18 protein-coding genes and 1 pseudogene are annotated in these 22,127 nt (G+C 31.4%); 16 read left to right on the top strand and 3 right to left on the bottom strand.

From position 1 onward, the window contains the following. Nucleotides 1-12 precede the first annotated feature (12 nt). Nucleotides 13-1,809, top strand: a complete 1,797-nt coding sequence (locus tag ABF633_RS08790; RefSeq protein WP_415523362.1) for an ABC transporter ATP-binding protein — start codon at nt 13-15, stop codon at nt 1,807-1,809. Between the two features lie 84 nt (nt 1,810-1,893). On the opposite strand, the gene ABF633_RS08785 is transcribed toward ABF633_RS08790, so the two are convergent. Next, entirely contained in the window at nt 1,894-3,069 is a 1,176-nt protein-coding gene (locus ABF633_RS08785; protein ID WP_415523316.1) for an amidohydrolase, read from the bottom strand. A 288-nt stretch (nt 3,070-3,357) separates the two neighbouring features. Between ABF633_RS08785 and cobT the strand changes: the two genes are divergently transcribed. From cobT to ABF633_RS08740, 9 genes are all read left to right on the top strand, one after another. Further along, nucleotides 3,358-4,425: a nicotinate-nucleotide--dimethylbenzimidazole phosphoribosyltransferase gene (cobT, locus tag ABF633_RS08780; RefSeq protein WP_415523315.1), complete on the top strand. Its 1,068-nt coding sequence runs from the start codon at nt 3,358-3,360 to the stop codon at nt 4,423-4,425. A 4-nt stretch (nt 4,426-4,429) separates the two neighbouring features. Continuing rightward, nucleotides 4,430-4,972: a bifunctional adenosylcobinamide kinase/adenosylcobinamide-phosphate guanylyltransferase gene (gene cobU, locus ABF633_RS08775; protein WP_415523314.1), complete on the top strand. Its 543-nt coding sequence runs from the start codon at nt 4,430-4,432 to the stop codon at nt 4,970-4,972. A 1-nt stretch (nt 4,973) separates the two neighbouring features. Further along, nucleotides 4,974-5,711 (top strand): adenosylcobinamide-GDP ribazoletransferase, encoded by a 738-nt coding sequence (cobS, locus tag ABF633_RS08770; protein ID WP_415523313.1) that lies wholly within the window; start codon nt 4,974-4,976, stop codon nt 5,709-5,711. Further along, a complete protein-coding gene (locus tag ABF633_RS08765) occupies nt 5,708-6,298 on the top strand; it encodes a histidine phosphatase family protein (RefSeq protein WP_415523312.1) in 591 nt (196 codons plus the stop codon). Before cobS ends, ABF633_RS08765 begins: the two co-directional genes overlap by 4 nt. A gap of 124 nt (nt 6,299-6,422) precedes the next feature. Continuing rightward, the gene (locus ABF633_RS08760; RefSeq protein ID WP_415523311.1) at nt 6,423-6,884 is read left to right on the top strand and encodes a MarR family winged helix-turn-helix transcriptional regulator; all 462 of its coding nucleotides are present in this window, start codon (nt 6,423-6,425) and stop codon (nt 6,882-6,884) included. Further along, a complete protein-coding gene (locus ABF633_RS08755; protein ID WP_415523310.1) occupies nt 6,881-8,323 on the top strand; it encodes an MFS transporter in 1,443 nt (480 codons plus the stop codon). The genes ABF633_RS08760 and ABF633_RS08755 overlap by 4 nt, the downstream gene beginning before the upstream one ends. A 189-nt stretch (nt 8,324-8,512) precedes the next feature. Then, entirely contained in the window at nt 8,513-10,435 is a 1,923-nt protein-coding gene (locus tag ABF633_RS08750) for a PrkA family serine protein kinase (RefSeq protein ID WP_415523309.1), read from the top strand. Between the two features lie 4 nt (nt 10,436-10,439). Beyond that, on the top strand, nt 10,440-11,612 hold the full coding sequence (gene yhbH, locus ABF633_RS08745) for a sporulation protein YhbH (protein ID WP_415523308.1): 1,173 nt from the start codon (nt 10,440-10,442) through the stop codon (nt 11,610-11,612). Nucleotides 11,613-11,618: 6 nt separating this feature from the next. After that, the gene (locus tag ABF633_RS08740; RefSeq protein ID WP_415523307.1) at nt 11,619-13,004 is read left to right on the top strand and encodes a SpoVR family protein; all 1,386 of its coding nucleotides are present in this window, start codon (nt 11,619-11,621) and stop codon (nt 13,002-13,004) included. Between the two features lie 214 nt (nt 13,005-13,218). Here the strand turns inward: ABF633_RS08740 and ABF633_RS08735 are convergent, their stop codons facing one another. Continuing rightward, nucleotides 13,219-14,496 (bottom strand): FAD-dependent oxidoreductase, encoded by a 1,278-nt coding sequence (locus ABF633_RS08735; RefSeq protein ID WP_415523306.1) that lies wholly within the window; start codon nt 14,494-14,496, stop codon nt 13,219-13,221. A gap of 347 nt (nt 14,497-14,843) precedes the next feature. On the opposite strand from ABF633_RS08735, the gene ABF633_RS08730 reads away from it, so the two are divergent. Beyond that, nucleotides 14,844-16,241, top strand: a complete 1,398-nt coding sequence (locus ABF633_RS08730) for an MATE family efflux transporter (protein WP_415523305.1) — start codon at nt 14,844-14,846, stop codon at nt 16,239-16,241. A gap of 79 nt (nt 16,242-16,320) precedes the next feature. Beyond that, complete coding sequence (locus ABF633_RS08725; RefSeq protein WP_415523304.1) at nt 16,321-16,725, top strand: hypothetical protein; 405 nt, start codon at nt 16,321-16,323, stop codon at nt 16,723-16,725. A 133-nt stretch (nt 16,726-16,858) separates the two neighbouring features. Here the strand turns inward: ABF633_RS08725 and ABF633_RS08720 are convergent, their stop codons facing one another. Then, nucleotides 16,859-17,344 (bottom strand): QueT transporter family protein, encoded by a 486-nt coding sequence (locus tag ABF633_RS08720; protein ID WP_415523303.1) that lies wholly within the window; start codon nt 17,342-17,344, stop codon nt 16,859-16,861. A 505-nt stretch (nt 17,345-17,849) separates the two neighbouring features. Here ABF633_RS08720 and ade point away from each other — a divergent pair. From ade to ABF633_RS08700, 4 genes and pseudogenes are all read left to right on the top strand, one after another. Continuing rightward, nucleotides 17,850-19,559, top strand: a complete 1,710-nt coding sequence (gene ade / locus ABF633_RS08715) for an adenine deaminase (RefSeq protein ID WP_415523302.1) — start codon at nt 17,850-17,852, stop codon at nt 19,557-19,559. Nucleotides 19,560-19,985: 426 nt separating this feature from the next. Continuing rightward, nucleotides 19,986-20,852, top strand: coding sequence for a tRNA 2-thiocytidine biosynthesis TtcA family protein (locus ABF633_RS08710; protein WP_415523301.1), 867 nt, complete (start codon nt 19,986-19,988; stop codon nt 20,850-20,852). 407 nt (nt 20,853-21,259) lie between these two features. Then, nucleotides 21,260-21,745: a hypothetical protein gene (locus ABF633_RS08705; protein WP_415523300.1), complete on the top strand. Its 486-nt coding sequence runs from the start codon at nt 21,260-21,262 to the stop codon at nt 21,743-21,745. Nucleotides 21,746-21,868: 123 nt separating this feature from the next. Next, nucleotides 21,869-22,127, top strand: a pseudogene (locus ABF633_RS08700) (hypothetical protein); the annotation flags it as partial.

Below are 22,127 nucleotides of genomic sequence, written 5' to 3'. Positions count from 1 at the left end.
AATATACCAGGTATGGGACCAAGGCGTGGTGGAAAAAGAAATATGGGGCCTGTAGAAAAGCCTAAAAATTTCAAAAGAACTCTGAAAAAATTATGGTTCTATTTTGGCAAGGAAAGGAAATTATTGATATTTATATTTCTGATTATAATTGTTGATGCTATAGTAACATTAATGGTTCCTTATCTTATTGGTAAGGCAATTGATTATATGTCTATTAATAATAGAGTAAATTTTAAAATGCTGGAATTAGTTTTAATTGCATTGATAGTATCGTATTTTTCTGATGCCATATTAACTTTTATTCAGGGCTGGGTTATGGCTGGAACTGCCCAGCGTATAGTAAAAAATATGAGAGCAGCTCTTTTCCAAAAACTTCAGAAACTTCCCATAGCGTTTTTTGATATAAATACTCATGGCGAAATTATGAGCAGACTATCCAATGATATAGATAATGTGAATAGTACTATATCTCAATCAACAACACAGTTAATGTCTGGTGCAATTACTATTTTAGGTTCATTGATTATGATGATTGTACTCAGTCCCTTGCTCACTTTAGCAAGTATGATTACAGTACCATTAGTATTTTTGCTTACTAGAGCCATAGCTAAAAATACCAGCTTTTTATTTAAAAGCCAGCAGAAAGAATTGGGAAGGTTAAATGGACAGATAGAAGAGGCTATTTCAGGAATTCATATAGTAAAGGCTTTTAATCATGAAAATAAAGAAATAGAAAGATTTGAAGAAATTAATGATAACTTATGTGCAGTAGCTTTAAAAGCACAGATATGGTCTGGATATTTAATGCCTCTAATGAATGTAATTAATAATGTAGGTTTTGCAGTAGTGGCAGGAGTAGGTGGAATACTGGCAGTAAAAAATATTATTACAGTAGGTGTTATAGCGAGTTTTTTAAGTTATTCAAGACAATTTTCAAGACCATTAAATGATTTGGCAAGTGTATTTAATACTCTTCAATCGGCAGTAGCAGGAGCAGAGAGAGTATTTGACATATTGGATGAGAAAGATGAAATAGCCGATATTGCAGATGCTAAAGTATTAGATAGTCCTAAAGGCGATGTAATATTTGAAGGAGTTAGTTTTGCCTACCGGGAGGATATAAAAATACTCAGAAATGTTAGTTTTGAAGCAAAAGCAGGAAGCAGTATTGCTTTAGTAGGACCTACAGGAGCAGGAAAGACAACTATAGTGAATTTACTTACCAGGTTTTATGATGTTTCTGAGGGAAAGATATTAATTGATGGCATAGATATAAAAGAATATACTAGAGACAGTCTTAGAAGTTGTTTTGGTATAGTACTTCAAGATACTTATTTGTTTACAGGAACAATAAAAGAAAATATTAAATATGGAAAACTGGATGCTTCTGATGAAGAAATAGAGGGAGCAGCTATTATGGCAAATGCGGATGCTTTTATAATGGAGCTACCCGAGGGATATAATACTGTGTTATCAGAAAGTGGAAGCAATTTAAGTCAAGGACAGAGGCAGCTCTTAGCTATTGCCAGGGCAATACTTTCGAATCCATCTATACTAATTTTAGATGAGGCCACCAGCAGTGTAGATACCAGAACTGAGATGAGGATACAGCATGCAATGATAAAACTAATGAAAGGAAGAACCAGCTTTATTATAGCTCACAGATTAAGTACTATTCGTGATGCGGATCTTATTATGGTGATAGACCATGGACAAATTGTTGAGAAGGGAAACCATGAGAAACTCATAGAGGAGAAAGGCGTATATTACAATATGTATTTTAGTCAGTTTAACAATATGGATACATAGATAATTTAAGAAGATGGCTGAACAAATTTTCACAAACTGAAAACTGGAAAAAATTACACCCCTGGGGTGTAATTTTTTCCAGTTTTACTTTGAATTCTCTAAATATTCATAAGCGTATTCAGCATATAGACTACTTGATATCTGTAGAGCATCTTCATCAATATTGAATCTATCATTGTGAAGAGAATAAATTGCATCTTTTTCAGGGTTTCTTGCACCAACCAATGCAAAAATACCTGGAACCTCCTGAAGATATTCCGAAAAATCTTCTGATATTAAAAATGTCATTTTATCAGCTATAGCATCTCTTGATAATATTTCTTCTACAGCATGCCTGCCAATTAATGCTAAAGTATAATCATTTATTACTGGAGGAACAGTAAAATCATATTCTAGTTCTGCTTCTGCTTTGTAAGACCTTGCTGTACTTTGAATTATTCGTTTCAAGGCATGGGGAATATTTTTTCTTATTTCATTATTAAAACATCTAGTAGTACCATGTAATACTGCAGTATCTGCTATTATATTGTATTGAGTTCCTGCGGTCATGGTGCCTATACTTACTACAAGTGGCTCTAGAGGATCTACTTCTCTACTTACAATAGATTGCAAATTTAAAACTATAGCAGAAGCTACAACTAAGGCATCTACAGCCAGATTTGGTTTTGCACCATGACCACTTTTACCCTTTACAGTTATTTTAAATCTGTCAGAGGATGCCATTCTTGGACCACCCTCAATGGATATTTTTCCACAATCTATATCGGGAATTAGATGTATACCAAATACACTATCTACTCCATCTAAAAAGCCTTCAGTAACTAAAGTTTTAGCTCCGCTTCCAGCTTCTTCGCCCGGTTGAAATATTAGTTTAACTGTACCACTGAGTTCAGCTTGTATATCTTTTAGTATTCGTGCAGCTCCAAGCAATGAAGCCATATGACCATCATGACCACAAGCGTGCATATATCCTGAAATTTTTGATTTATAATCTATCAAATTACACTCAGTAACAGGTAAGGCATCTATATCTGCACGAAGAGCTATAGTTTTACCACTTTTACCGCCTTCAATTGTTGCTAATATACCTGTACCTGTGCTGCTAGACACCTTATAGGGTATTCCCAATTTATCCAGTTCGCTTCTTATCTTTTTTGAAGTTTCAAATTCCTGTAAGCTTTGTTCAGGATATTTATGAAAATGTCTTCTAAGTTCTATTATATAATCCTTGTATTTCGGTGCGATACTTTTAATATTCATTTATTTCATCTCCAATCGTTTATTAAATTTACAATATTATTATCGATTATAAGGCAATAATACATAGATTATCATTGATATTAATAGATTTCATAATTTAATTATACTACAATATTGACAGTTTTAATATGATAAAAGAGCTGGTAAAAATGAAAAGTAAAGTTTTATATTGACATTAAAATATCAATGTGCTTATAATCAGATATTAATAGAGCTTACTTAATGAGAGTTTGTACAGCGCTGGTCATGGCATAAGAATTGCAGGCCGTTTTATTTATTGGAGGATTTATGAATTTATTAACAGAAACATTAGCAAATATAATGCCATTATATGGTGAAAAAGTTATTCTTGCAAAGAAAAGACTTGATTCTTTGGCAAAACCTATTGGAAGTCTTGGTGGACTCGAAGAAATAGCCTGGAGAATGGCTGGAATAACAGGAAAAATTAAAAATAGTATAAAAAAGAAAAATACAATCATAATGTGTGCTGACAATGGTATAGTGGAGGAGTGGGTTAGTTCCTGCCCTAAAAACTTAACAGCTATTGTAACGGAAAATTTTACGAAAGGTTTATCAGGTGTCTGTGTGCTTTCAGCACAGGAAAAAGCTGATATAACTGTTGTGGATATAGGAGTAGATTATGATTTTAATAATGATGCCATAATCAATAAAAAGATTGCCTATGGAACTAAAAATATGAAAAAGGGCCCGGCAATGACTAAAAATGAAGCAGTTACAGCTATAGAGACAGGCATAGAAATAGTTGATGATTTAGTGAAGAAGGGCTATGACATTTTTGGTACAGGAGAAATGGGAATTGGTAATACTTCTACCAGTGCAGCGGTATTAAATGTACTTCTAGATATTGATTTACAGCATGTTTGTGGAAAGGGTTCCGGTATTACGGATGAAATGCTTGAAAATAAAAAAAATGTTATAAGAGAAGCTATTATACTTAACAGTCCAGATAAAAGTGATGTAATAGATGTATTATCAAAGGTAGGTGGATTTGATATAGCTGGACTATGCGGATGCTTTTTAGGCGCAGCTAAAAATAGAGTACCAATTGTTATAGATGGTTTTATAGCAGCTGTAGCAGCTCTTTGTGCATACAGACTTAATAAAAATGTTGGAGAATTTATGTTTCCATCTCATTTATCCATGGAACCTGGAGCAGCATATATAATGAAGGAACTCAATATAAAGCCATTTTTACATATGGAAATGAGGCTTGGTGAAGGTTCGGGATGTCCAATGGCTTTTAACATAATAGATGCCTCTTTGGCTATAATGAATAATATGAAGACCTTTCAGGAATTAAAAATGGAAACAGATTATTTAGTGGATATAAGGTGATTACATGGGGAGAATAATTTTAGTTACTGGTGGAGCAAGAAGCGGAAAAAGTAGTTTCGCAGAGTCCATATTTGATGGAATTAAAGAGGTTGTATACATAGCTACAGCAAAAATATATGATGAAGAGATGAAACAAAGAGTAGAAAGACATAAAAAATCAAGACCGGCAGAGTGGATTACCTATGAAGGCAGCTATAATATTGAAAGGGCGGTCACAGACAAAAAAAATTATATTTTAGACTGTATTACAGTTATGAGTTCAAATATTATGTTTGATATTACCGGTGAATATGAGATAATACCTTTAGAAAAACAGCAGGAAGTTGAAGAAAAGGTTGAAGGTGAAATAATTGATCTTATAGATAAAATTAAAGCTATAGATGGCAATCTGGTTATGGTTACAAATGAAGTTGGTTACTCTATAGTACCTGAAAACCATGTAGCAAGAGTTTATAGAGACATAATTGGAAGAATAAATCAGAAAATTGCTAGACTCTCTACAGAAGTCTATTTTGTAACCTGTGGCATACCAAGGAGGATAAAATAATATGCTTAAAGCGTTTATACTGGGACTTCAATTTTTAACAAGGCTGCCAGTAAACATACAAGTGGATTTTCATAAGAAAATTCTTGCTAAAACTCCTGTTTTTTTTTCAATAATAGGAATGATAATAGGTGGAATAGCAGCCATAGTATATTATTTATTGAGTTTTTTTAATAAGGACTTTGCAGCAGCTGGGGCAGTTTTAAGTCTGATAATAGTTACTGGAGGACTTCATATGGATGGACTTTCTGATACCTGTGATGGCTTTTTCTCTTCAAGGGGCAGGGAGAGGGTGCTTGAAATCATGAAGGACAGCAGAGTGGGGAGCTTTGGAGTTATTTCCATAGTATTTGATATATTGTTTAAATATGTTTTGTTAAAAAGCATGACTATTGAAGCAGCAATACCAGCACTCATTCTTTCCTGCGGCATAGGAAGGACTATGATTGCAATGCTGCTTTCCTTTGGGAGGTCTGCAAGGCCGGGTGGTATGGGAGAGATATTTATGAGTAAAAATTCAAAATTATTCTTTGCTATAACACTTTTAATATTGATTGTTATTGGAGCGATTATTAGTAAATACGCTTTTTTAGCAGCATTATTTGTAGCAATCATTTTTTCACTGTTGTTTATGAAGTATTCTTATAAAATAATAGGAGGGGTTACAGGAGATGTGTATGGAGCTAACTGCGAGCTAAGTGAAATAATGGCTCTTACAGTATTTCTTGTATTAATGAGATGAATATAGTTTTTATAAGACATGGTAGTACTGAATTAAATCATAAACATGTATACGCAGGTGTAATTGATTCAGAAATATCTCAGAAGGGAATAGAAGAAATAAAGAGTATAAAAAAGCATCTGCAAAAAATAAAATTTCGCGAAGTTTACAGCAGCCCTTTAAAAAGAGCTGTTCAAACCACGAAATTACTAGCTGAAAATTATAAAATAGATAGCAGGCTTTCTGAAATGAATTTTGGAATATTTGAAGGGTTAAACTATAGCCAAATAGAAAGCAAATATGCAAATGAAAGCAAGGCATGGGCGCAGGATGTACTGAATTACAGCATACCAAAAGGAGAGAGCTTAGCGGAGGTTTTCAATAGAACCAAAGTCTTTATTGGAGAGGTAGGCAGTAAGAAGGGTGATATACTTGTAGTTACTCACGGTGGAGTAATTGCCTGTGCTCTATCTTTGGTTTTTAACCAATATGATTATTTTTATAAATTTAAAGTTATGCATGGGACTGCTTCTGTGATTTCAATAGAGGATGGGTATATGTATATTAAAGCAGTAAATTGCAGAGATAATATAATAGATGTATTGTAAAGACTAACTAGTACTTCTTCTTCAAGGTTAATTAAAATTGTAAGGAAGATTTTTTCTTATAGTTGATTAATCAACTATATTGTAGTAATATATATTTTAGAAAGTTAAATGAAAGGATATTATTATGGATGATAAAATAGCATCTCTAACTAAATTAAATGGAAAAATATATAGAAGCACTCAATGCTATATTGATAAAAGACTGGAAGAGTTCAAATTGAGTACAGGAATATATCCATATTTACTCATATTAAATGAAAATGAAGGAATAAGTCAAAATGAAATAAGCAGAGAACTGAGCGTGGATAAGGCTATGTCCGCCAGAACTATTAAAAAGCTTATAGAATTAGGATATATTGAGAAAAGAGAAAATAAAGAGGACATAAGAGCTTATAGATTATTTTTAACTGATAAGGGAAGAGAGGTTATTCCGGAAATTATTAAGGTTATACATAGCTGGATAGCCATTTTAGTGGAAGGCTGCAGTGAAGAGGAAATGGAAATAGGAATAAGTTTTTTGGATAAGGTATTATTAAATGCTAGAAAACATAAGGGAAAATGTAGAGAAAGGATTGATGGAATTTGAAAAGTGAAAGTAATTTAAATAAAAGTAGATGGTTTATTTTGTTTACAGTAGTATTAAATACTTTTATGTGTTGCTTAGATGGGAGTATTGTAAATGTAGCCTTGCCTGTAATGTCTAAAAAACTTAATGTAAATATGGCATCTATTGAGTGGGTAGTTACAAGTTATCTTATAGTAATATCTGCCATGATTCTCATATTTGGAAGATTGGGTGATATTAAAGGCAAAACTAAGATATTTAGATTTGGAATAATTCTATTTACTATTGGATCTTTTTTATGCGGAATGACAAATTCTCTCTTAATATTAGTACTGGCAAGGGCTATCCAGGCTATAGGAGCAGCAGCTACCATGTCTACAAGTCAAGGGATTATAACTCATGTATTTCCAGCTAATGAGAGGGGGAGGGCACTAGGTATGTCTGGAACCTTTGTAGCTTTAGGAACAATGGTAGGACCACCTATAGGCGGATTTATTATTTCTGCATTAAGTTGGGAGTACATATTCCTGATAAATGTACCTATAGGTATATTTACTTTTATACTTTCAATGAAGATCTTCCCTAAGAATACAGAGGAATTAAATGAAAAATTGGATGTTAAGGGAGCAGTTCTATTTGTAATAGGTATAGTATCATTATTTGGAGCATTGGTGCAGGGGCAGAGTGCAGGATATAACCAGCCTATAATAATTATTGGATTTATTGTAGCTATAATAGCTTTAGCAGCTTTTTTAATTATTGAAAAACGGGTAAAAATACCTTTACTTCAATTAAGTATTTTTCAAAATAATTTATTTTCTTTGAGCATATTTTGTGGTTTTGTTTCTTTTATTGCCCTTAGTGCAGTAACTATTATTTTACCTTTTTATTTCCAGGATGTGCTTAAATTATCACCGGCTATAACAGGCTTATTTATGATGATTTCGCCAATGATTTTATCTGTGGTTGCTCCTATAAGTGGATATTTATCTGATAGGATAGGTTCAGAAGTTCTTACGTTTTGGGGGCTTATACTTATGAGCATAGGTTTTGTATTTATGGGTAGTTTAAATGAAAACTCTAGTTTATTAATTGCAGCTGTATTTATAGCTATCATGACTATAGGAAATGGCATGTTCCAATCACCTAATAATTCTCTAGTTATGTCAACTGTAGCTAAAAATAAGTTGGGAATTGCGGGAAGTGTAAATGCACTGGTGAGAAATTTAGGAATGGTACTAGGCGTTTCTTTGTCTACATTGATTTTATACAATAGAATGAGTCACAAAATAGGTTATAGGGTAGTAAATTATGTGGAAGGAAGAAATGATGTATTTATTTATGGCATGAGATATGTATTTATAGGTGCAGCGGTATTATGCGGTATAGGAGCTGTAATAACTGCTGTAAGATTATATTCCAATAAGGAGAATAACCAGGAAGTAATAGAAGAGTATTAAAGTATGAGGTGTGAAGAAACCAATATATTTATATTAAATACTTGTTAAAAAAACGTATTAGAGAAAAATCTAATACGTTTTTTTAAATTATTTATCATGTTATGGTAGGGTAATGACATATATATCTTATAAACAAGTAATTAAAAGACTATATGTAATTAAATATAAATTAGTTTCAGGGGGTGCAGTATGGATTTTAGGGATTTAATACAAAATGACAGAGAAAGTAAAAGCAATACAAAATTTGAGGGAACATTTTTGGATTATCTTGATATTGTGAAGGAGAATCCAGATATAGCACAATTAGCACATAAAAGGCTATACGATATAATTATGAAAAGTGGTTTTGAGATATTGAAGCCAGAAGAAAATCCAAGGATAAGAAAGATATATGGAAATGATGTTATCAAAAGATACAATTTTTTTAAAGATGATTTTTTTGGAATAGATAAAGTTGTTATGAAGATAGTAAATTATTTTTACTCAGCTGCTATGCGAGGAGAGGAATCAAGACAGGTATTGTATTTAGTGGGACCAGTTGGAGCAGGAAAGTCATCCTTAGTAGATGCACTTAAAAAATCTTTGGAGTCTGCTCCTCCTATTTATCATTTAAAGGGATGCCCATTACATGAAGAACCATTACATTTAATACCTAACCATCTTAGAGAAAAATTCAATGATCTTTTAGGTTTAGAAATTGAAGGGGATTTGTGCCCAGCATGCAAATATAAATTATTACATGAATATGACGGTGAATATGAAAAGTTCCCTGTGGTAACTAGTACTTTTTCCATAAGATCAAGAAAGGGAATAGGGGTTGTGCCGCCGGTAGATCCAAATAACCAGGATACTTCAATTTTAACAGGTTCTGTAGATATTTCCAAGATGGATATGTATTCAGAGGATGATCCAAGAATATTTTCTTTGAATGGAGCTTTCAATGTAGGTAACAGAGGACTTGTAGAATTCATAGAAGTATTCAAAAATGATGTTGAATATTTACACACTATTATAACTGCCACTCAGGAGAAGTCTGTGCCTTCACCAGGAAAGGGCTCTATGATATATTTTGATGGTATAATTCTTGCCCATTCCAATGAAGCTGAATGGAATAGATTTAAGTCAGATCATACAAATGAAGCTATACTGGATAGAATTGTTAAAGTAGAGGTACCTTATTGCTTAGAATTAAATGAGGAAGTAAAAATATATAATAAAATACTTAATAAGAGTAAGTTCAAGGCACATATAGCACCACATACTATAGAAACAGCAGCAGAATTTGCTATATTGAGTAGATTGAAGCCTTCGAATAAGGCAGACCCGCTTACTAAACTTAAGATATATAATGGAGAAGATATTGTAGAAAAGGGAACTACTAAAAAAATAGATATTTCTGAACTTAGAGAAGAAGCAGGTCTTGATGAAGGTATGCATGGTATTTCCACAAGATTTATAATAAAAGCCATAGACAACGCTCTTTCAGTTTCTGAATATGATTGCATAAATCCACTAAGTATTATGGAGAGTATAATTAAATCTGTTAAAGATCTAGATATAGCAGAGGACGAAAAGAAAAAGTATTTAGGCTTTATACAGGATACAATCAGAAAAGAATATAACAAGACTTTAGAGAAAGAAGTAACTAAAGCTTTTATAAATAGCTTTAGAGAACAGGCAGAAAGCTTATTTGATAATTACCTAGATAATGCAGAGGCTTTTGTAAACAAGACAAAGCTTAAAGACAAATCTACTGGAGAAGAACTTCAACCAGATGATAAATTTATGAGATCTATAGAAGAGCAGATTGGAGTATCAGAAAATTCAGCTAAGGGATTTAGAAGTGATGTTACTTCCTATATGTTCTATGTAGTTAGAAATGGAGGTAAAATTGATTATACTTCCTATGAACCTTTAAAGGAAGCTATAGAAAAGAAATTAACTACTTCTGTTAAAGATCTTTCAAGAATAATAACTAAATCAAGAGTGAGAGATAAAGAGCAGTATGAAAAATACAACGCTATGGTGGAGCAGATGAAAGAAAATGGTTATTGCGATTATTGCTGCGATGTTGTATTAAAATATGCTGCCAACAATTTATGGAAGGATTGATAGCATGACATTATTCAGAGATCATAACTCAACATCCCTGGGGCATGATAGGGCAGTAGAGGATAGAAGAAGACATCGTCAGTTGGTTGCAAAATCCATAAAAGACAATTTAGGAGATATACTATCAGAAGAAAGTATAATAGGCCAGAGTAAAGATAAAAAAATTAAAATACCTATTCGCGGTATAAAAGAATATCAGTTTATTTATGGAAAAAATGTACCTGGTGTTGGCAGTGGCGATGGAAGTGAAAAAAGAGGTCAGGTAATAGGTAAGGATAAGTCTGAAAATGGCGGAAAAGGTAATCAGGGCGCTGGTAATGATGAAGGTGAAGATATTTATGAAACGGAGATCACCTTAGAAGATGTAATGAACTATATTATGAATGATTTAGAGTTACCGAAAATGGATAAAAAGAAATTTGCAGAAGTGCTTACAGAAAACGGAACAAAAAAAGCTGGATACCAAAAACATGGAATTAATCCCAGACTTGCAAAAAAGAGAACAACTATTGAAAAATTAAAGAGACAGCAGGGAAAGAAGAGGGCATTAAAAGAAGAAGATATAAATGAGGAGATAGAGAGATTTCCTTTTAAAAATGAAGATTTAAGATATTACAGGATAAAAAAGACCTTGAAAAGAGAATGTAATGCAGTAATTATATGTGTTATGGACGTTTCAGGTTCTATGGATAATACAAAGAAATATTTAGCAAGATCTTTCTTCTTTATTCTGTCTCAATTTATAAGAACAAAATATTCTAATGTGGAAATAGCTTTTGTGGCACATTCTACTGTAGGAAGAGAAGTAAATGAGTTTGAATTTTTCCACAAGGTGGAATCAGGCGGAACCTATATATCAAGTGGATTGAATACAGCTCTAGAAATCATTGAAAAAAGATATAATCCTGTTTATTGGAATATATATACATTTTATGTCAGTGATGGGGACAATTGGACGGAAGACAATAATAGAGCAGTAGCGTCTGCAAAAAAACTTTGCGAAGTTTCCAATATGTTTGGATATTCAGAAATTATGAGCGGATATTATTCCACTAATATTAAGGATAAACTTGTCAAAGAAGTACAAAATAAGAATTTTGTTGCTGTGTCCATAAAACAGAAAAATGACTTATGGAATGCACTTAAAGAGATGTTAAAAAAGGAGCAAGTGGGGTGATAAATTGTGGAATATACTGTAGCAGATTTAGAAGCTTGGAATAAGAAAATTGAGAAAATAGTAAATGATATTGGTCTTGACTATTATGAACAGGAATTTGAAACAATAGGGTATAAAGATATGCTTGGCTATGAAGCATATCTTGGGATGCCATCAAGATATCCTCACTGGAGCTTTGGTAAAGCCTATGAAAAAAATAGTACCACTTATAAATATAATTTAAGTGGTCTTCCCTATGAAATGGTTATAAATTCAGATCCCTGTATTGCATATTTAATGAAGGAAAATACATTGCTGCTGCAAATATTAACAATGGCACATGTATACGGACATAATGATTTTTTTAAGAACAATAGACTTTTTGCAGAGGGTACTAGAGCGGATTATACTGTGGAGCTATTTAAGACTGATGCAGATATGGTAAGAGGGTATATAAATGATCCCAGCATTGGATATGAGAGTGTTGAGAGAATACTTGACGCAGCTCACGCCATAAAATTACAGACTTCAAGGGTAGTGGGAGAAAAGAGAATAAGTGATGAAGCACTTAAAAGCAGGATTATGCAAGAATATGTGAATAAAAATACAAATAAGAGCATATTAGAACCCTATATAAAAGATACGCCTCCTAACATAAGCAAAATACCCCTTGAACCTGAAGATGATGTACTATACTTTATTATAAGATATGGAAAGCTCAGTGAATGGGAAAAGAACCTGCTTCAAGTTGTGCGTAAAGAGACCGCCTATTTTATACCACAAATTGAGACTAAAATTATGAATGAAGGTTGGGCCAGTTATTGGCATTACAATATTTTAAAGCGCTTGAATTTGCCTGATAAACTACATTTGGAATTTCTTAAGCGTCATAATGATGTTATTGCACCGGGTATAGGCTTTATAAATCCTTATTTTATAGGTTTTAAAATGTTTGAATATCTTCATGAAAAATATGGTAAGGAAAAAATATTTGAGATTAGAAAACTTGAAAGAGATGAATCCTTTATAAGAAGGTATTTGACAAAAGAATTATGCTATGACCTGAATTTATTTGAGTATGCAAAAGAAAATGAAAACTATGTTATAAAGGATGTACCTGATGAAAAAGGATGGATCAATATAAGAAATACCTTGTGCAGTTCTTGTGGCATGGGGATGATTCCATATATTAGAATAACAGATATGTCTACAAGAGACAATACTTTAACTTTAGAACACGTTTATGATGGAAGAGAGCTGAATATGGGCTATGCAGAAGCTACTATAAAATATATATATGAATTATGGGGTCATACAGTAATTTTGAAAACTAAAATGGAAGACGGAGAGTTGAGTTTAATATGTGAGTCAAAGGATAGGGTTATAAAGCGGATGACTCAGATGAAAATATAGATTTAAAAATTTAAGAAAGCTTAAGGCTGGTTTTATACTGGTCTTAGGCTTGAATTTATTTTATTTCATGAAAATATATAATAAAAACAAGATAAATTTATATTTTTATATTGTAAAATAAGGAAAATGCGAAGTAACTTGAGAGTTATTTCGCATTTTCTTTTTAGTTTTTATATCATACTAAAATTTAAGCATACTTTAAAGAAGGACAGTTCTATATTAACTTTTTCCTATAAAGTCCTGTAAGTCCTAGATTATTTATTCTTTTTTTAATCTCTTTATTATCAATAGAATAAAGACCTAATTTTTTCATTCTATCAAAATATTCAGCTCCAGAAAAAGTGCATTTAATCTTCTTACCATCTTTTGCTTTTAACCTATAGTTTGCATAGGAAATTAAATCTCCTGTGGCTGTGGAATCAGGTAGTATTATGGGTTCTAGATTGGCTAAATATCGTACGGCATTGTGTCCAGCCAGAGAGCCAGTACACATGGCTTCAGTATGTCCTACAAAAAAGCCTGATTTTTCACCAGCACAAAATAAATTGCCTACACCAACAACTTTAAGATCATTAGTTCTTGGAGCAGCAGCCAGGTATCTAACGGAATTACCTCTACCACCAGAATAGGGATCCATAAATCTAGCTTTGTCTAGGCCTTTAATTTTTCGTAATTTATCCAGTGGATAAAAGGGTGTCATAATTTTTATATGTCCTGTATCTAATAGAATTAAATTTTCGGCAAATTTTTCAAGGGCATATTGCTGGCAAACTTTAAGTTTTAACTTTTCAAGATTTACATCTTCCTCTGGAATTTTGAAAATGACTATACCTTTATCATCTAACTGATCTATTATTTCTTTAGATAGACTATCTCTTGATATTTCGCAGGAACCACTAAAGGCTCCAAGGCTGCCATCATCTCTTTCAGATACTATATCTTTTGCTCCCGCAAGAGAACTAATACTTACCCTTGATCCAAAGGTAGGACATCTTAAAATGCACATTACACATCCATTACCATGTTTAAAGCAGTTATTCATTCCACCAGTAGAACCGGTGGTGTCTATAAATACATCGCCATCTACAATACTTCCATTTTCCAGTTTTATACCTGTAATTTTATCTTTTTCTTTTTTTATGTTTACTACTCTAGATAATGTTTTTACATCTATTTCTAAAGAGAATAAATGCTTTTTTACCTCGGGTTCAATTTTATTTACATCATAGAACCAGGCGTGTTCATGGCCGGGAAAGTCTACATTTTTATGTGTAGTATTATTATCTGTTATGTGGATTAAATCTCCGGCGCCAAGATTTATAAGTTCTTCTGCTGCGGTGTATCTTCCATTATTTCTCATTATGCCGCCTACATTTCCAAGACCAAGTAATAAATCAGTTCTTTCATATAAACTAACTTCAGCTCCTGCTCTTTTAGCCGTAATAGCTGCTGCACAGCCAGACCAGCCACCTCCGATTATTATAACCTTCAAAAAACTCACCCTTTCAATTAAGACATCTGGAAATAAACAACAAGTAAAAGATGCCTAAAGTTATTATTACTATCATATTCATGTTTTTTAATTTTTTTACACTTTTTTTCTCTAGTTTGTGTATTGAATTTATTATTTGTTTGATTTATCCTAGAAATGATACGTTATTTATTTAATTATGAATTTTATTAAAACGTATACAATGCTTAGCATCAGTTTTATTCAATGACTAGTGTTTAGATAATTCATCTAAACTTAGTAGGAGTACAAATTTACAATAGCATTGATAAAATGTCAGTATGTAACTGAAAGACATATTTCAAAAAAAGAAAAGAGATGGCTCAAGATTGAGATTTGTAAGAAAAGACGTATTTAATTTGACAATACCTATATTTACCGAGCAATTATTTGTTATGTCCATGGGAATGATTAACACCATGATGGCTGGCCATATAGGAAAAGAAGCTGTGTCAGCCATTGGAATGGTGGATTCAATAAATAATATATTTATTGCATTTTTTTCTGCTCTAGCAATAGGGGGTACTGTTGTAGTTGCACAATTTATAGGACAGGGAAATAATAAATTAGCTAATGAGTCAATGAAGCAGGTATTATATTCTGGAATTTTGATATCCATTGGAATAACTTTACTTACATATGTATTTCATAATCAGCTTATATCACTTTTGTTTGGTTCAGCAGAGGGTACAGTAATAAGAGATACTTACACTTATCTCACTATAACCCTTTTAACCTATCCGTTAATAGCTGTAGATTTAATTTGTAATGGAATATTAAGAGGTGCTGGAGATACTAAAACTCCAATGAAGAACAGTATTTTTATGAATTTTATAAACGTAATCTTAAGCTTTATTTTTATATATGGAATAAACATTCACGATGGATTCATTAATATTCATACTACTGGTTTTGGAGTAAAGGGCGCGGCTTTTGGTATAGCCTTTGCAAGGATAATTGGTGCAATGGTAGTCTTGGTGGTTCTACTAAGAGGAACTAAAATATTAAAATTAACTAAATTAAATGTATTTAAATTCAATAAAGAATTATTGAAGCCTATTTTTGGTATAGGAATTCCTGCCAGTGTGGAATCTTTATTGTTTAATTGTGGAAAATTAATTACTCAAGTATATATCGTAGATATGGGTACAATAGCCATAGCTTCCAATTCCATAAGTGTTTCTATAACTAATATGTTTAATATACCAGGTAATGCACTAAGTATAGCAGCTACTGCCTTGGTAGGACAGTATATGGGCAAGGGAAGGACTGAAGAAGCAGGAAAATGTTTAGCGTATATAACTAAAATTTCTACTGTAGGATTGATGACAGTAGGGCTTATATCTATACCTTTTGCAAAATTACTTTCAACACTATATACTCAAAATTCAGATATTATGCATTTAACTACTAATATTTTAATAATAAATGGTATAGGTACTTCACTTTGGGCTATTGGTTTCGTATTGCCAGCAGGGTTAAAAGGGGCAGGAGATGCTAAATATACTATGATTACTTCAATTATGGGTATGTGGCTAATTAGAATAACTCTTGGATATATACTTGGAATACCTTTGGGTCTAGGATTAATAGGGGTTTGGCTTGCAATGTATATAGATTGGCTTGTAAGGGGAATTTTGTATATAATAAGATTTAAAAAAGGTGCATGGAAAAATATTGTAGTAATAAAGAAAAGTAATAATATTTCTAAAAGTGAATCTATATAATTTTATTTAAACTATATAAATTGAAAAAATAAATCATATGATATAGTGATATATAAATAATATATAGGGAGTATTATTCATGGCTCATTTAAATATTTCTATGGAGGAAGTTCTGGTTTTAATTGAAAAAAATGCAGATTATGATAAAAAAAAGGTGAGAAAACTAGCGGCTATTAATGACAGGGAAATTGAAATAACAGTGGGTATAGGCTTTTTACCAAGTATCAAGGTTATTCTTATGTTCAATAAGTTTGAGAAGGGTAAAATTTACTTCACTCTAAACTCTAACGAGGGTATTATAAATATGTTCATGGGATTTTTAAAGAAAACCGATAGTGAGAATTATATATATATACACAACAAAATAGTTATAGTGAAAGCAAATAAATTTCTTTTAAAACAATTTTCGGGGGTACAGATTACAGATTTGAACATAGCAAATAAAGAGATGAATGTAAAATTCTATATCAGTAATAATATGTAGAGTAACAAAAATTTCAAAATATTTTTACAAGCCTTGAAGTAATATCTCTTCAAAGCTTGTAAGGGACAGCTGCTGTAATGCTTAAATGTTTATTGTGAAATAACAGCAGCATGTAAGTAAAAATTGATATATTTTAATTGAATTTTAATAAAGCTACTAATTTTTCGTTTTTAAATATGGCTTTAAAAATTGGATAACCTAAGCAAGTTACAACTATAAATTCTCCAAGGGCCACTTCACCAAAGCTTAATAGAAAAGGTAATTTCAATATAAAATATAACTCAATGGCAATTATTATGCCGTTGGCAATAGTAGGATATAATGTTGCTAGGAATAGATTCTTGGTTTTGCTTATTAAAAAAACAGCTATAAGTGTGGCGAAACTGCCAAAAGCCATATCTACAAAGCCCATTGGACTAAATATGTTCGCAATGATGCAGCCAAGAACAAGACCTGGTATATAAGCAGAATCTATAAAAGCCAATAAAACCATAATTTCTGTTAATCTGAATTGAATGGGACCATAGCTTAAAGAAGAGAGTACCCAGGTTAATGCACCATATAGAGCTGCTACCATAGCTGTTCTCACTAAATTTTTTGTCTGAAAGAAATTTTTCATAGTAACCTCCAAATTTTTTTAGTAAGCCTATTAAATTCAAAAGTTACAGCATTATAATATCAATGAATCTTAGGCATCTTCAAAAAATAACTAAGTCAGTATGCTAGCCTATTTTGAATCCTACTGCGTCAACAGAACCCTCAGATAGCTCACTATCTTCGGAACCTGTTTCCTTGTATGATTCAAAATATACGTCGCATCTTTGACTTACTATTTATTTTCATATGCCTTACTTAATTTAAATAAAACATTTTGGTTATAGATATATTAAAATTATAACAAAAAAGGCTGCCTAAAAGACAGCTTATCCATCTAAGTTATTCTAGATTTCAATGCCGTAGTTTTGTTTAATGACAGGAGGCTTCCGAACTGTCACTGAAAATTGTATCAGGTTAGTAAGGAAGTTTCAATAGATTTTTTATATAGGCGCATTCAAATAAATCTAAAATAGCATATGATTTTGCTTTAAAGCAATAATATAGACAATTATACAAGGAGTAATGTAATGAGTGTAGAATTAAAAAGACAGAGAATAAATATGGCCATGAAAAGAGAAAAAGCGGATTTAGTTATTAAAAATTCAAATATAGTTAATGTATTTACAAAGGAAATAATTAAGGGGGATATAGCAATTTGTAAAGATCAAATTGTGGGAATAGGTGATTATTCTGGTGTTATGGAGATAGATGCTAATGGAAAATATGTCTGCCCAGGCCTTATAGACAGTCATATGCATATAGAGTCTACTATGGTCACCCCGCCACAATTTGCCAGAACAATAATACCACATGGCACTACAACACTTATAGCAGACCCTCATGAAATAGCTAATGTTTGTGGAATTAATGGAATAAATTTTATGCTTAATCAATCAAAAGAACTACCATTAAATATCTATTACATGATGCCTTCCAGTGTACCTAGCACACCTTTTGAAAATAATGGAGCGGATTTAACTGCAGAACTTATTGAACCATTTTTATCAAATGATAGAATCTTAGGTCTTGGAGAAGTTATGGATTATCCAGCAGTAACAGGCGGCAATGAAAAAATGTTAAAAAAGATTGATTTGTTTGATAATAAGATCATTGATGGACACTCACCAAATCTTACAGGAGATGCACTAAATGCCTATAGAACAGCTGGAATTATGACTGATCATGAATGTTCTACCATAGAAGAGGCAGTGGAACGTTTAAGACTTGGAATGTACCTTCAAATAAGAGAAGGTTCAGCAGCTAGAAATCTGAAGAATTTGATTGAAGGTATTATTAAAAATCATATGGGATTTGATAGATGTGTTTTCTGCACGGATGATAAACATTTAGAGGACATAAGGCAAAATGGACATATAAGTTATAATATAAAAAAGGCAATAGAGTATGGAGTGAGTCCCATAGATGCCATATGCATGGCCACAATAAATGCTGCTCAGTGCTATAAATTAAAAAGACTGGGGGCTGTGGCACCAGGATATTCTGCAGATATATTAATATTAAACAGTTTGGAAGATTTCAATATAGATAAAGTACTTTATCGTGGAAAGATGATTTATGAATATAAGAAAATTTGTGCCAAAATTGACTTAAACATAGATGATAATAATGTATTCAATACCGTGAGAGTAAGGGATATAAGTGATGAGGATTTGAAAATAAAACTTGCCAGCAATGTAGCAGCAGTAATAAAAATTATGGACAATGAGTTAATCACTAAAAAAGAAAATAAAAAAGTGACTATAGAAAATGGAACTTTTATAGCTGATGAAACTTTTTCAAAAATAGCGGTTATAGAAAGACACAAGGCAACAAAAAATATAGGCCTTGGTATAGTTAGTAATTTTAATATCAGGAATGGAGCCATTGCCAGTACTGTAGCTCATGACTCCCATAATTTAATTGTAATAGGAGATAATGATGATGACATGATAACAGCCATTGAGGAGATTAAGAGGGTAAATGGTGGCTACACTGTTGTAAGCAGGGGAGAGGTTAAAGGAACCTTACCCCTTCCCATAGCAGGCCTAATGAGTGATAAAAATGCAGAATATGTGGAAAAGACTCTAAATAAAATGATTAAGGAAGCCCTGAAGCTTGGAATTAATAAGAATATAGATCCATTTATTACATTATCATTTTTAGCATTGCCTGTAATACCAGAGATTAGAATTACAGACAAGGGACTCTTTGATGTAACACAATTTAAATTTATTTAATAGTATGATTATCTCATGAAGATTTCATATTAAAACACTATCAATGAATCTTACTCAGTGGGAGTTTGTATATTCCCACTGAGTTTAGATGAATTATCCAGGGACGTGCCGGTGTTATCTCCACCTTTAGAAGGTGGAGTGTTACAGCGGCTAGTCATCGGATAAATGCTATGGTGGAAATTAATTTACAGATTTTTGTAGGCTAATTATAGTGTACCTCTTAAAAATAATGTTGAAAAATATTTCAATAATATTTAAAATAGGTATTATTAGTTCTATCGGCGATTTGTCAGATTACCTGATGAATTGAAATTAAACTATTTTTAAACAAAAGATAGTAGAAATTAAAGTGGTTTTAAATTCTTATATATTTGATGAATGTTTCAATAAAAACTATAGATTAATTAAATAAAATGAGGTGTAAAAATGAGTAGTATTGGAGGAAGCGGTTGCGAGTTGTTAATACCATTATGCGAAAGAAAGCCGCTGCAGGATATAGAACGTAGTATAGTTAAAAAATATAGAAAATATCTATGGACAAAATTTATTAGAGCAATTAAAGATTTTAAACTGGTAGAAGAGGGAGACAAAATTGCAGTAGCTGTCTCTGGAGGCAAGGATAGTCTTCTTATGGCAAAATTATTTCAGCAGCTGAAATATCATCCTCAAATTAATTTTGAATTGGAGTTCATTGCCATGGATCCAGGATTTCATGAAAGTAACAGAGAATTGCTACTTAATAATTGTGAATACTTAAATATTCCAGTACATCTTTTTGAATCTGGCATTTTTGAAGTTGTAGAAAATATAGCTAAGGACTATCCTTGTTATATGTGTGCCAGGATGCGTAGAGGAGCACTTTATACTAAAGCTAAAGAACTGGGATGTAATAAATTGGCTTTAGGACATCATTTTAATGATGTCATAGAAACTACTATGTTAAATGTTTTATATTCAGGCAATTTTAAAACTATGAAGCCAAAGCTGAAATCAAAAAATTTTGATGGATTAGAACTAATTAGGCCATTATATTATATTGAGGAAAATGATATTAAGAAATTTGTACGTAACAATGGATTGTCTACTATGAACTGCGGGTGTATAGTAGCAGCAGAAAAAACTTCAAGTAAAAGAAAGGAAGTAAAGGACTTAATAAGTGAATTAAAAAAGAACTTTAATGATGTGGATAAATCTATATTTCAAGCAGCACAAAATGTAAATTTAAACTCTATTGTAGGCTGGGAAAAGAATGGAGAAAAGTATTCTTTTTTAGATATTTATGATGAAGAATAAATATACATTTAAAATAATTAATCTACAAGTAAAATATGTGCTTGGTATTAAATAAAATGTAATTTTAATGGTAAGCTCATATTTAGTGATAATATAATAGACTAGATAAAAGATTTACTTAAATTTAAAAAAATTGTTTGAAAAAACTGAATATTGTTATATAATTTATTTATAAAATGTATAATTTATCAAGAATTGGGGGAGAGAGTTAGCTCTATGATCCTATGCCAACCTACAAATGAAAGGTGGCTCTGCTAGCATCGATAAGAAATATATGGAACATGAACTCTTCTTATCGGATAAAACCAATCAGAGGAGTTTTTTATTTATATTTCTTTTACATATATTATATTTTTTTACAAAGTGGTATAATAATTTTAAAAAATAATGTTGGAAGGATGTTCTATATGTTGAGATTAACACCCATGGAATTTTTTTTTAGAAGTATCCCAGAGTGCTTTTTAATAGTAATGATGGCACATATATTTTGTAATAAAACTATTTCTAAAAAATTAATAGCTGAAGCTACAATTATTTTATCTATTTCAATATATTTAATAAGATCATTGCCAATTGTATTTGGTGTACATACTGTACTGGGTAGTATAGCTTTTGTAATTATAGGGATATATATTCTTAATATATCTATTAATACCAGCGTTGCGTCAGTACTTGTATCTGTGATTTCAATTATAATTTGTGAGTTTATAAATAAATATATATTGGTATATATATTTAAAATAAATAAATTTGACAATGTGGGATTAAGGCTTATATATAATACTCCATCTTTAATTATGTTTATGTTTATAGTTGCAATGTTTTATATATTTATGGACAAAATTAAGAAACAACACTCTCAAATATGCTTTACAAAAAATAAATATGAATAATATTGTAATAATTTCCACAAAAAAACAATTAGTTTACTAATAAATATATTTTTGACATATATTTTATTTTTTATTATAACGTGGTATAATAATTTTAAGGATATTGTTGGAAGGATGTGCTATATGTTAAAATTATCAGCATTGGAGTTTTTCTTCAGAACTATTCCCGAATCTTTTTTAATAGTAATGATTGCTTATATTTCTTCAAATAAAAAAATATCTAGACAAAGAGTTTTAGTAGCCAGTGTAATTTTAGCAGTTATAACATATTTAGTCAGACTATTGCCTATTAGTTTTGGAGTAAATACTATTATTAATATGGCAGTTTTTATTATAATAGGAATTTATATTTTAAAAATTAATATTAATATAAGTATTATTT

The sequence above is a fragment of the Clostridium sp. genome, from assembly GCF_047718555.1.
Lineage (GTDB): Bacteria > Bacillota > Clostridia > Clostridiales > Clostridiaceae > Clostridium_I.
Note: the sequence above shows the minus strand (reverse complement) of the source record. Positions and strands in the feature narration are given on the sequence as shown.